Annotated in this window: 9 protein-coding genes; 3 read left to right on the plus strand and 6 right to left on the minus strand. The window is 53.6% G+C overall.

The features are described 5' to 3' along the window. Window positions 1–58: 58 nt before the first annotated feature. From CRP01_RS13935 to CRP01_RS13955, 5 genes are all read right to left on the minus strand, one after another. Window positions 59–496, minus strand: a complete 438-nt coding sequence (locus CRP01_RS13935; RefSeq protein WP_099150664.1) for an SRPBCC family protein — start codon at window positions 494–496, stop codon at window positions 59–61. Window positions 497–593: 97 nt separating this feature from the next. After that, window positions 594–1,022 (minus strand): DUF1801 domain-containing protein, encoded by a 429-nt coding sequence (locus CRP01_RS13940; protein WP_099150665.1) that lies wholly within the window; start codon window positions 1,020–1,022, stop codon window positions 594–596. A 33-nt stretch (window positions 1,023–1,055) separates the two neighbouring features. Further along, window positions 1,056–1,871, minus strand: a complete 816-nt coding sequence (locus CRP01_RS13945; RefSeq protein WP_099150666.1) for an ATP-grasp domain-containing protein — start codon at window positions 1,869–1,871, stop codon at window positions 1,056–1,058. A gap of 177 nt (window positions 1,872–2,048) precedes the next feature. Beyond that, window positions 2,049–3,566 carry a sulfatase-like hydrolase/transferase gene (locus CRP01_RS13950; protein ID WP_099150667.1) on the minus strand — a complete coding sequence of 506 codons (1,518 nt, stop codon included), beginning with the start codon at window positions 3,564–3,566 and terminating at the stop codon, window positions 2,049–2,051. Window positions 3,567–3,681: 115 nt separating this feature from the next. Then, window positions 3,682–6,042, minus strand: a complete 2,361-nt coding sequence (locus tag CRP01_RS13955) for an alpha-L-rhamnosidase-related protein (RefSeq protein WP_099150668.1) — start codon at window positions 6,040–6,042, stop codon at window positions 3,682–3,684. A gap of 608 nt (window positions 6,043–6,650) precedes the next feature. On the opposite strand from CRP01_RS13955, the gene CRP01_RS13960 reads away from it, so the two are divergent. After that, complete coding sequence (locus CRP01_RS13960; protein WP_099150669.1) at window positions 6,651–7,319, plus strand: alpha/beta hydrolase family protein; 669 nt, start codon at window positions 6,651–6,653, stop codon at window positions 7,317–7,319. Window positions 7,320–7,355: 36 nt separating this feature from the next. Then, complete coding sequence (locus CRP01_RS13965; RefSeq protein WP_099150670.1) at window positions 7,356–7,931, plus strand: TMEM175 family protein; 576 nt, start codon at window positions 7,356–7,358, stop codon at window positions 7,929–7,931. Between the two features lie 47 nt (window positions 7,932–7,978). Here the strand turns inward: CRP01_RS13965 and CRP01_RS13970 are convergent, their stop codons facing one another. Beyond that, a complete protein-coding gene (locus tag CRP01_RS13970; RefSeq protein WP_099150671.1) occupies window positions 7,979–8,995 on the minus strand; it encodes a pirin family protein in 1,017 nt (338 codons plus the stop codon). A 190-nt stretch (window positions 8,996–9,185) separates the two neighbouring features. Between CRP01_RS13970 and CRP01_RS13975 the strand changes: the two genes are divergently transcribed. Next, on the plus strand, window positions 9,186–12,335 hold the full coding sequence (locus CRP01_RS13975; RefSeq protein WP_099150672.1) for a nucleoside hydrolase-like domain-containing protein: 3,150 nt from the start codon (window positions 9,186–9,188) through the stop codon (window positions 12,333–12,335). Window positions 12,336–12,387 lie beyond the last annotated feature (52 nt).

Raw genomic sequence — 12,387 nt, forward strand, 5'->3', positions numbered from 1 at the left:
GCAGGTAGTCCGCCACTTACTCCGGGGCGGAAAAATTTTCGGTGTTTTCCCTTTTTAGTCAGCGCTGTTCCAGGATCTGTTTAATAAGAGCCAGGTCCTTCCGGTTGGCTCTGCGCATCATCATTTCCATGACCGGTTTAAACAGGCGGGAAAACCCGGACGGTTGACCGGCATTGCGGAGGGTCATCAGCGTTTTCCCGGATTCCACGGCTTTCCAAGTATAAATCGTTTCCATGGGAAACGGCCCTTCTGCCGTCCGCATTACCAGTTTTGATCCCGGGTCATATTCCACAACCTCGTAGGTATATTCCATCTGACGACCGAGAAACTGCGCTTTAAAGGCCAGCTTTGATCCCAGTTGCAGCGGTTTGCTGGTTACCCAGTTCACAGAGGTAATGTTTTGATACCACTCGGTGGCATGGTCCGGATCGGCGGCATAAGCGGCAACTACAGATACCGGACGGTTTATCTGGATGGAGGTTAGTACGTCTACCATGATTTGCACTTTGGTAAATCCACAATTAACGGTTTTTAGTGCCAAGGCGCAAGGGATCGGGCCTATAAACGGATATTTGAGGTAACCCGAACCAGACTTACAATCCGAGTCGGGGGAGGTGCTTCACCTTATGATAGGTCAGGCCGGCGCTAATACAATTTTTCAGTTCCGCTTCCGGGATCTCCTCTTCCAGTCCAAAAACGATAGCCCTTGTACCTTCGTAGCGGAACCGGTCCGGATATACCGCTTTGAAGGTCGGGACCAGTTTGCTGGTGCATTTAAAATAGACCGCATACTGTTCCGGATTTTTTTCTTTCCAGTCGATGCGGATGGTGCTTCCGTGCCGGGTAAGGTAGCTCGGTTCGCCCCATTTTAAGGTTTCTTCCAGTTTGGTGACCAGCTCCACCTCCCGGGCCGTTTCGAGGATCAGTCTTCGTAGCTGCAGCATCTTCTCCCGGACCGCTGCGGGATAGCGTTCAAAAACTGCTTCGACCTCGGGGCTGGTAGTAATTTGCAAAGGATCCATGTTTATCAGCTTGTGAAACGCAGGCGTTCCAGCTTAATTATTTTGTGGTTCATTGATCTTCTTTCGGAGAAAGCGATTGACCGATCGGATGACCTGTTCCACATCGTGTCGATAAAAACCGGTACCATTGAAACAGTTGCACTCGATCAGTTTGTAAGCATTTCCCAATCGGGCAATGTCCATAACGTAGACATCATCCAAACGGTAAGCATCGATCCGGGCCCGGGCAAATTGCAATAGTTCCGGCGGTTGATCCGTAGCGCTTTCGTCCAACTCCCCCCGATGCATATAGCGGGAGACGGAAACGATCTCATCGTCCACTATGAATAATCGCCATTCCTTATCGATCGTTTTCGGCGGAGAGATCCATACTTCGGTATCGGCATTAAGATCCGGCAGATCGAGTGCGCAGATCTGCTCGCTCCAGTTCACTAATTCCGCATACGATAACACCTTTCCGGCAAATTCTTTACCATCACTATCCGGTCGGATAAACCAATTGGTTTCGGGTGTACTGTTCAGTTCCCGGATCCGGTCGAAGGCCAACAATGTACCATCCGCATTCAGCATCTCCTTTCCCCATTGACTAACGTAGTGACTCATTCGAAATTTCCGGGGATCAAAAAAGACGCCCGCCCGCAGGTCTTTGTCCTGGTAGGCATTGAGCATAAAAGTGGTGGAGCCATACACAATATTTCGGGAAGCCCGGTGGCTGATCTCCGGCACCTCATTAGAAAAAGGCACGACTTCAACTTCCTCCCACATTTCATCCGGCCCGGTCAGAGCGGATTTAATCCGCTCCAGCACTTCGGGTTTGGTGAGATTTTTCTGAAGTATCCAGTTGATCATATCGGGTTCTCTTTTGCCAGAAGGAATATCGCCAAGTATAACGGTGGGGCCCTATGTTATACTAAATTGTAACAGGTATTAAAGCCCAGATGCAAAACCGGATATTGCGGGGCATAAGTTCCCCAGCTCCATCACTAATCTTCCAGTTAGTCGAATTCCACGTTCATGGCCCACCGGCTACAGATCAACTGAATACTCGTCGCCCATGCGACGCTGCAATTCCCGCAGGTCGGTCAGCATCAGTTGCAGGCGTTCCTGCTGATCCGGATCGCCCGAGAGATCGTTCATTTCTTCGGGATCTTCCTCCATATTGAACAGCAGGGCCTTGTCCGCTTTCGGATATACGATCAGTTTGTAGCCGTCTTTGCGGATCATTCGCTGGGAGGATTTCTCGTACGCGCCATAGATGGCCGAATAGCTGCTTTCTGTCTGCGTTCCTTTCGCCAGCGGGAGCAGACTGTTAAATTCCACGTATTCGGGCTTGGGCACTCCGGCGAGTTCCAGACTGGACGCCATCACGTCCTGCAGGTAGACCGCCGCATCCACTTTTTTACCGGCCGGGATGTCGGGTCCGACCACCATCATGGGCGGGCGAATACTGTGATCGAACATACTCTGTTTACCGATCAGACCGTGCCGTCCGACGGAAAGCCCATGATCCGCCGTAAAGAAAATATAGGTGTTATCTGCCTTTCCGGAAGCTTCCAACGCATCCAGGATCTCTCCGATCTGGGCGTCCAGATGGGTGATGATAGCGTAATATTCTTTCAGGTGAGTTTTGACGGCCAGTTCGGTGCGCGGATAAGGCGCCAGGTCTTCGTCCCGCAAGCCGGGGCCACTGCCCATTTCCCGCATATAAGGATATTCCGGCAGCCAGCTTTCCGGCAAAGAGATATCGTCCAGATCGTACATATCCTGGTACTCCTGCGGCGCCTGCCGCGGATCGTGCGGGGCATTGAAAGCAAGATACATAAAGAAGGGATCCTCCTGCTGCCCGGCATCGGCCAGGTAATCCAGTGCATCGTCCTTCACCACTTCACTCCAATGGCGCCCGCCTTCCCAGAAACCGCCGAACAGCGAATCGGCCGGAGACCAGGAGGTATCATCTTCATCCAGCGGCCGGTTATAGCCCAGTGGCATGCGATCTTCCAGGTCCAGACCTTCTTCTTTCCAGCGGGCAGCTACCCGTTCGCGGATTGCCTTGTTGTTGCGCACGTCGGGCGGCATACCGGGTCGAATGTGCCGGGCCGTCTGAAAGATGGAATCGGCCGGCGCGGCAACGTGCCATTTCCCGGACATATAGGTGCGGTAGCCCTGTTGCTCCATCAGTTTCGGCCAGCTCTTATCCAGCGAGTCTCCCTTGGCCCAAAAATCCCGGCTAAAAGCGTGGGCGCGCCAAAGGTGCCGACCGGAAACGATCATAGCCCGGGATGCCAGACAGATCGCACCGTTCCAGCCGCCCATATTGTAAGTATGGGTAAAAGTGGTACCATTCGCTACCAGTCGATTCAGATTGGGCGTAATGATCTCATCGTTACCCAGTGCCTGGATCGAAGTATAAGTCTGATCATCCGTAAATAGGAAAAGGATATTGGGTGGTGTGGCTTCGGCGGTTTCCGTTTGAGTTTCGCCACAGGCAATAGCGCCCAGCAGGAAAACCAAAAGGGAGAGGTGGAGGTAAGAGGTGTTCTTCATCTTAATAATTAGGTTATTAAGATAGCAAATGTAAGTAAAAAAATTTCGAATGCTAACTTTCCATTCTCCGTTTCTCCCCTTTGCCTGATCCCCTTGTCTCGTAGTCTCCCACTCCCTACCGATTTACTTCCAGGCGATTGACGCCCGACCGAACGGGCAACTCCTGCCCCCCGTATGCAAAGGTACCATTCAGGCCCGGCGGCAGCTCAATGTTTGCTTCCAGCTGATCGTCCCGCACCCGGTAGTTAATCTTGATGCGGCCCAAAGGATGCGGCATGCTGATCTCCAGATCCTTTAAATCCCCGAGGTGTGGTTTAATCTCTACCGTACGAAATCCAATATCCGCCGGTTTGACCCCTGCGACCAGGCTCAGCAGAAAATAGGAAGGATGGGCACTCCAGGCGTGACAGTCCGAACGATCGTGGGAGGCAAAACCGGTTTCGCCGAAGGTCGTATGTCCGCGCTCCAAAAAGGTATTCCAGAAATCGAGATGCTCCAGGAACAGCTCTTCCCGCCCCGTTTTTTCCATAGCTTTAAACAGAAAAAAGGAAAAATAAGAACTGGCCACCTCATCGAAATGCTCGTAGGTCAATATTTTATCCAGTAAAGCCGACTGAGCGGCGGGAGCCACGGCGTCACAGAGGATCGCCAGGATATTGGTGTGTTGAGAAAACTGCTGTTTATCCGGATAATCGGCCATCAGTTGTTTGTCTTCGTCCCAGCAATGGGCGTAGACGGCGGTTTTTATCCGGGCGGACAAAGCCTCCCAGCGAGTCGCCTTCGCCGTTTCGCCTAACTGTCGATAAAGGCGGGCGGTGCAATCCAGCGTATGCACAAAGTACAAAGACAACATGGCGGACTGGGAGATCACGATCCGCGGTCGCTTCTGCGGTACGCTGCCTTCGTGAATACTCCAATCGATAAAATTGCGGGTATGGATGGGGCCCAATAATCCGGTGGATTCATCCAGATGGTACAAATGGAATTCCAGTACCCCTTCGATGGGCGCAATGAACTGCTGTAAAAAGGCAGTATCTCCCCGTACCTGGTAGTAATCCCACAATCCCTGTATCCAGGCCATGCTCCAGGTGCCCATATCGAAATTGAACCGGGACGGGTAGGCCGATTTGAACAGATTGGTCTCAATGTTAGCCGATTGCGGGAGCAGTCGGAAAACTTCCCGCAGCAGGCGATCATCAGTGGTGTTGTACAGATAGATCCCGCTGATCGGCCGGTTGTCCCCACCGTAGCTAAGCTGCTCGTAAAAGGGCGTATCGTAAAAGGTTTCCCCCGAACACATGCGGAGGGTCCGCAGGCCGGTCTCGAAGATCTCGTTCAGGCGCGCATCATCACTTACAAAAGTCCCCATTTCCGGGTAGGGGTAGCCCGAATAGGTGCTTTCCAGCCGGAGGAGTTCCAGGGGTTCGCCGGAGGTTTCAATTTCCAGTTCGAGGTAGCGGTAGGCCCTTTTCCAGAGCGGCCGAAAAGTCCTCTGCTCTCCGTCGGTATGATAAATATCGAAAACGCCGTACATCGTCAATGTGCCGACCGAATCGCGGTGGGCCTTGAGGTCCGGTTGTTCGTAGAGCGCTTCGGCGTAGCGGGCCGTGATGCGGGCGTCTTTGCCACCCGTTACGGTGATCTCCGGATAACCCATGGTGAAAATGCCGTAGTCAAACAGCACTTTTGCCGTCGTATTTGCGGCAACCCTTATACGCTGCTCCGAGCGGAGGAAATCCGATACGCCCGCCACTCCTTCCGAGCGGCGAATGGCAGCCGGTCGTTCGGTATGCGTATCCATAAACGCAATATTCCGGGGCACCAGATTCCAGGGAGGCCGCCGTTCAAAAGTGAGCACCTGCGGGGCTACCCAACTGCCGTCATCAAATCCCGGACTTTCCCAACCCCAGGGGTAACGATCGGCGAATACTTCATCGCCGGGTCCGCAGGCATAATAACCACGTACCCAGGCGCGGGTGTTCAGTTCCCGGTAACCGATGGGATCGTAGGCCGGGTTTTCGTAGGTTTTCCAGTCCCGGTCCGAGTTCAAATAAGCATAGTTTTCGGATGCCGCCCGTAGTAAAAAAGCCGTTTGGGCGGAAATAAACGCCATGGGTTTTTCCGCACCCATATTGAAGACTAAAGCCGCCAGTACATTTTCTCCTGCCTGCAAATAGGCTGCAATATCGATCACATCGTATTTATAGGTCATCAGGTCTCCTTTGGCCGGACCAAAACAGACCCGCTCACCGTTGACAAACAGTTCGTAACGGTTATCGGCCGAAACGTGAACGATCAATTCCTCCGGCGGAACGGACAACTCGAAAGTCTTGCGGAAGTGATATACCCCGTAGGCCTCCGAATTAGCGGTCGGATAACTCACCCAGGGTTCCGGCAGTGGTTCCTGAGCCGATAACGGATTCGCAAAAAATAACATCAGCAGGATCAGCGTCCCCGGGAAAAATTGCTTTACCATATATGGATCGTTTGTGCACTTGATCTGAAATATACCAACTAAGAGCCTATCCAGAAACCGTTTTTGCTGTCGAAAATGACCAGATTTGGGTGCTCACGAAGTCATTTTCGAGTTTCGTAGCAGCGATACGGAAGGAGGAAATGACGAAATGAGGTTCCATAGATGGTTATTTTAAGACCAAAGGATGGTTTTTGGATAGACTCTAAACTAAGTACGCTACGGGAAACCGTCATCCTGTGGTAACCGGGTATTTTGACTCCTTCCGGTTTGTCCGGAAAAAGCAAGGCAACCGCATTAAGCGTGTCTAAATTAGAGGGCGATAAAAACTTATCTAGAATAGTGGGAATAATAGTGCTGCATTTTCCCTTGCCCCGAATTTAGTGAAAGGATTTCTCGGAAGGCGGGCTTGGAAACGGGCAAAATGGAGGGCGAAGGAGCCGGGTGAGCGGGAAGGATAATTTTGCCCGGCATTTTGGGTACTTTTTTGCGCAAAAAGTACTAAAAGGATTTAATGCAATTGCCCTGTGAAAAAGCCGGCGAATTTTGGGAACGACATATATTTGACTAATTTTCTCCGTATAAACTGACCTGCACAAGCCTTGTAAATTATGAGTGAATCCAAACGACTTAAGATCAAAGTATCGGAGGAGATCGGTTCGGTTTCCGCCATCCTGATCCAACCGGCCGATGCCCGGGCACTGCTGGTACTGAGCCACGGTGCCGGTGCGGGCATGGAACATACGTTTATGGAACAACTGGCCCAGCAGCTGGCCGTGCACCGGATCGGCACCCTGCGTTTCAATTTCGCCTACATGGAAAGAGGCGGCGGACCGGACCGCCCTCCCAAAGCCCACCTGGCCATCCGGGCGGCAGTACAAGAAGCCGAAAAATACGCCGAGGGACTACCGCTACTGGCCGGAGGGAAATCCTTCGGTGGCCGGATGACCTCCCTCTTGGCCGCCACGGGTGGACTCGAATCAATTCAGGGGATTGTGTATTTCGGTTTTCCACTGCACGCGGCCGGTAAACCCGGCACCGAGCGGGCAGCTCATCTTTCCGACATTCCACAACCCCAGCTTTTCCTGCAGGGTACCCGCGACAACCTCGCCCGCTACGATCTAATCGAATCGGTATGCTCACAATTGGAGCGCGCCCGGCTGGTCCGGATGGAGGGCGGTGATCACTCCTTTAAGACCTTGAAACGATCGGGAGTTACGCAGGAGGAAATGATCGACCAACTGGCGCGGGAGACCGCGGCCTTCGCACAATCTCTCTAAAAAACGGTAGTCAACCTACGCCCTAATTTAGAAAACATGGAAAAGAACAGACTGGAAGCATTCAGCGACTGTGTACTGGCCATTGTGATCACCATCATGGTCCTGGAGATTAAAGTACCGCACGGTCACGAACTGGCCGATCTTCAGCCCCTGGTACCCGTATTTTTAAGCTATGTACTCAGCTTTATTTACCTGGGAATTTACTGGAACAATCACCACCACATGATGCATACCGTCCGGCAGGTCACCGGTGGTATTCTCTGGGCGAACCTACACCTGCTATTCTGGTTGTCCCTCATTCCCTTCGTTACCGGTTGGATGGGCGAAAATCATTTCAGCCCGCTACCGATGGCCCTGTACGGCATCATCCTACTGATGTGCGCTATTGCTTACTTCATCCTGCAATACCTGATCATTCGCGCCCAGGGAGAAGATTCCATCCTGGCGCGGGCCATCGGACGCGACCTGAAAGGCAAGATATCGCCGGTCATTTACCTGATCGCTATTTTTTCCAGTTGGGTGAGTAGTTGGATTGCCGGGGCACTGTACGTACTGGTGGCCCTGATGTGGCTCATCCCCGATAAGCGGATCGAACGGGTGATCGAAAAATGAGCGGGACCGGCTTTTTATTCCGGTCCCGATAGGTTGTTTGGGAAAGATTATTTCTCTACGACCTTGCCGTCGGCGTATTTCGCAAAACGCCCCCGATCCGGACCGTGCGTCTGGTCGGCGCGGGACCAGGGCCAGCCACCAAACTGATCCTGCTGGTAATTCCGAAAGGCCTGCTGAATATCGCCCTGACTATTGCCTACAAACGGCCCGTGCTGTACGACCGGTTCGTCGATCGGCCGCCCCTGCAGGAACAACATAAAAGAAGGTTCGGAACCGTTTATCAGAGTGGTCGCTTCCCCTGCCTTTAACTGGATCGTATGTTGGGAACGAACGGCCTGTCCGTCCACCTGCAGTTGATCCCCACGATAATAGTGTAGATCCCTTTTGAGGGCGGGGTCACCCGCCGGGATGGTCCACTCCGCTCCGGGAGCAAGTTCGATCGTCCAGATATTCACCTGGTTTTCGGGATCAGCTGCCCAGGAATTCGGCGAAACCACCGGTGCCTCCAGATCGCCGAGGCGACCGGAAATGATCTTAACCGAAATGGCATTACCTTGTGCGTCTTCCGCCTGGTAGTGCGGCACCTGATCCGACCAGAGCATGGCAAAGTGGGGTTCTACCTTTTTGCTGGCCCGGGGTAGGTTCAGCCAGATCTGGAACAATTCCAGCTGATTGCCGCCATCCCGGTTCAGCAGCGGGAACATCTCCGAGTGCTGCACCCCTTTTCCGGCGGTCATCCACTGCACGTCGCCGTTGCCGAATCGACCGGCGGCGCCCAATGAATCGGCGTGATCGACCAGTCCTTTGGTCACGATGGTAACCGTTTCAAAACCAACGTGGGGATGCGCGGGAAAACCCGGAACCGTTTGCCCGTGGTACATGCGCCATTCCTGATTGGGATTGAAATCCTGCCCGATACTGCGACCGGCCAGCGAAGCAGCGGGTCCGAGCTGTTCATTACCCGCCGGAAAGGTATCATTATGGTAGGCACAAAAAAGAAAAGGGTCGCTGGTTTGCCAGGGAAAGCCCAATGGTTTTATATTGAGGACGGAATTATTGCTCATTTTTATACTATAGCTCTGACCTCAGGCCGGAGCGGGTGAACTAATCTACCGACCGGTAGTACTGCCGGTCAAGAATCAATGTTCGACTTTTTCCGAAGTCATAGATTCTTGATCCGCGTTAGTAGAGGTCGGAATTACAACAATAACAGACTAGCCCCGACTTTTGTTGATCAAAACGAAACCAACGGACATGATAAAGATCAAACTTTCACCGGCCCTGGCCTGCCTGGCCGGTATTCTGCTGCTTAGCCTGCCGGCAATGGCCCAGGAGCGCCCCAACATCGTGTGGGTCGTCTCCGAAGACAACTCCATGCACTATCTGCAATTGTACAATGAGAACGGAGGAACTCCGATGCCCAATATTGAGGCACTGGCCCGGCAGGGACTCGTTTTCAACCACGCTTTTTCCCAGGCACCGGTATGTTCCGTGGCGCGCAGCACCCTGATCTCCGGCAGTTTTGCGCCGCGCATCGGTGCCCAGTACCACCGCGCTACCGAACGCGTGCCCATGCCCGAGGGGCAGGAGATGTTCCCGCATTATCTGCGCCAGGCCGGCTATTACACCACCAATAATGCCAAAGAGGATTACAACATGATGAAGTCCGACGGGGTTTGGGATGCCTCCGGGCGCCGGGCGACATACCGGGATCGCAAGGAAGGACAGCCCTTCTTCCATGTGCAAAACTTCGGCACCACCCACGAAGGGCAACTGCACTTCACCACCGAGGAAATGAAGACCCAAAAGACCAGCCGGGACCCAGACGAGTTTACGCCCTTCCCCTATCATCCCAATACGCCGCTCTTTCGTTATACCTACGCCAAATACTACGACCTCCACCAAAAAGTAGACCAGCAGATCGGGGAATTTATCGATCAACTGGAAGCGGACGGCCTCATGGAAAATACCTTCATTTTTTACTACGGCGATCACGGTGGGGTGCTGCCCCGGAGCAAAGGCTACATCTACGAAAGCGGGCTGCACGTACCGCTGGTGGTATATGTGCCGGAAAAGTGGAAACATCTGGTACCCGCCGAACCGGGCAGCAGCCTGGACGGCTTTGTCCAGTTTATGGACTTCGGCCCCACGGTCTTAAACCTGGCCGGTGTAAACGTACCGGACAAGATGGACGGCCAACCTTTTCTGGGTAAAGGGGTGAGTAAAGAAGAACTCGAATCCCGGGATGTGACCTTCAGCTACGCCGATCGCTTTGACGAAAAGTACGATCTGGTACGGGCCGTTCGCAAGGGCAATCTCAAGTACATGCGTAATTTTCAGCCCTTCAACATCGATGGACTTTACAATTTTTACCGTTTCCGGATGCTGGCCTACCAGGAATGGCGGGAGCTATATGACGCCGGTGAATTGAACGCCGTGCAACGCCAATTTTTCGAAGCACGACCTCCGGAAGCGCTCTACGATCTGGAAAAAGATCCGCACGAAACCAACAACCTGGCTAACGATCCATTTTACCAGACCCAACTCCTCGAACTGCGCGGTTTATTGCAGCAACAACTAAAATCGCTACCGGACCTGAGTTTTTTCCCGGAATCCGAATTCCTGGCCCGGGCTACGGATAATCCGGTACAATTCGGTCGTCAAAACCGCCGACTGATCCGCGAACTCATCGATATCGCCGATCTCAGCCTGCTGCCCTTCCAAAGGGCCCGGCCGGCCATCGCGAAGGCGCTGAGTTCCGAGGAACCGATGAAACGTTACTGGGCTCTGATCACCTGCAGTAGTTTCGGGGCTGCCGCCGAGCCTTTTTACGACATCGCCCTCCAACTCGCTACCGAAGATCCCCACCGGCTGGTGCGGGTACGGGCGGCTGAGTTTTTATCGCTCACCGGAAAATCAACACCGGAATCCGTTTTGGTGGATGCCGTCGCTACCGCCGACTCCCCTACCGAAGCCAACCTGATCCTGAATACGCTGGCCCTGCTCAAGGATAGTCGCGATATCGACATTAATATTCCTGATTTCAAGATCCGTCCGGAGTTCCTGAGTATGCCGGGAGGGCTGGCCGGCTGGCGGCTCGCCCATCTGGCCGAGGGCACTCACCCCCGTTTACTGGTGCTGACCGATATCGGCGGTGACCCGGACGATACGCAATCCCTAATCCGGCTGCTGACCCACGCTAATGAATTTGAGATCGAAGGACTGATCGCATCGGCTTCCGGCACCCCGGGAGAGTTAGAAGAAAAAGTCGTCCGTCCGGATCTCATCCGGGAGATCGTAAGAGCCTACGGACAGGTAGAACGATCCCTGAAAACCCACAGTCCTTCCTTCCCGCAGGCCCATACGCTGCAGAATCTGATCAAAAGCGGCAACCCGGAACGCGGCTGGGAACAGGTAGGTGCGGGGCACGATACCGAGGGCTCAGCCTGGATCATTAAAACGGTGGACCGGACCGACGAACGCCCGCTGAATATCAGTATCTGGGGTGGCCAGACCGATCTGGCCCAGGCGCTCTGGCGAGTCAAGAACGATCGCAGTCCGGAAGCCTATGAGGCTTTTGTAAGCAAAATCCGGATCTACGATATTGCGGACCAGGACGGCATTTTCCCACAGATGCAGAAAAGTTTTCCCGGCCTTTGGTACATCCTCAATAAGGCCCCGGAAAATGAAGATAAACGCAATGCCGCCTTCCGCGGCATGTATCTGGGCGGAGACGAAAGCCTCACTTCCGCCGACTGGTTCGTAGCGAACGTACTGGAAGAGCACGGTCCTCTCGGGGCCCTGTATCCGCAGAAGACCTGGACCGCTCCCAATCCGCACGGTCTGATGAAGGAAGGCGATACGCCGTCCTGGTTCTACTTTTTCAATAACGGTCTGGAAACCCCCACACATCCGGATTACGGGGGCTGGGGAGGTCGGTTCCGTCAATCTGATAACGGCTACTATACGGATGCCCCGGATGTGCTCGGTGGAAAACCTTCGGCCAGGATCAGCGTTTCCCGCTGGCGGCCCGATTATCAGCGGGAATTTGCGGCCCGCATGGACTGGTGTGTCCTGGACTATGCCGCGGCCAATCATCCGCCCCAATTCCTGGAAGCGGCCGCTACGCAGATGCTCAGCGCAGAGGCCGGACAAACCATTACCATCACCCCCCCGGCGGTGCGGGATCCGGATGGGGATGAACTGAAATTTGCCTGGAATTTTTATCCGGAGGCCGGAACTTTTACCGGGAAATTACCCGAAATAAATGCCAAAGAGGACCGGGCCAGCTTCCGTTTACCGCCGGCAAGTACCGGGAAAAGCTTACATTTGATACTGACGGTAAGCGACGACGGAGTACCGGCCCTGGTACGTTACCAGCGATATATTATTCAGGTTAACTGATCGGAAAGGATCGTGGAATGACGGATGTTTTAGGATATGATCGTGATCACAT

Origin of the sequence: Flavilitoribacter nigricans DSM 23189 = NBRC 102662, assembly GCF_002646595.1 — a bacterium.
In the GTDB taxonomy this organism is placed as follows: Bacteria; Bacteroidota; Bacteroidia; order Chitinophagales; family Saprospiraceae; genus Flavilitoribacter; species Flavilitoribacter nigricans.

Excerpts from the sequence above, each read along its gene's own strand:
- CRP01_RS13935 (WP_099150664.1), bottom strand. The coding sequence starts at position 496 with ATGGTAGACGTACTAACCTCCATCCAGATAAACCGTCCGGTATCTGTA.
- CRP01_RS13940 (WP_099150665.1), bottom strand. The coding sequence starts at position 1,022 with ATGGATCCTTTGCAAATTACTACCAGCCCCGAGGTCGAAGCAGTTTTT.
- CRP01_RS13945 (WP_099150666.1), bottom strand. The coding sequence starts at position 1,871 with ATGATCAACTGGATACTTCAGAAAAATCTCACCAAACCCGAAGTGCTG.
- CRP01_RS13950 (WP_099150667.1), bottom strand. The coding sequence starts at position 3,566 with ATGAAGAACACCTCTTACCTCCACCTCTCCCTTTTGGTTTTCCTGCTG.
- CRP01_RS13955 (WP_099150668.1), bottom strand. The coding sequence starts at position 6,042 with ATGGTAAAGCAATTTTTCCCGGGGACGCTGATCCTGCTGATGTTATTT.
- CRP01_RS13960 (WP_099150669.1), top strand. The coding sequence starts at position 6,651 with ATGAGTGAATCCAAACGACTTAAGATCAAAGTATCGGAGGAGATCGGT.
- CRP01_RS13965 (WP_099150670.1), top strand. The coding sequence starts at position 7,356 with ATGGAAAAGAACAGACTGGAAGCATTCAGCGACTGTGTACTGGCCATT.
- CRP01_RS13970 (WP_099150671.1), bottom strand. The coding sequence starts at position 8,995 with ATGAGCAATAATTCCGTCCTCAATATAAAACCATTGGGCTTTCCCTGG.
- CRP01_RS13975 (WP_099150672.1), top strand. The coding sequence starts at position 9,186 with ATGATAAAGATCAAACTTTCACCGGCCCTGGCCTGCCTGGCCGGTATT.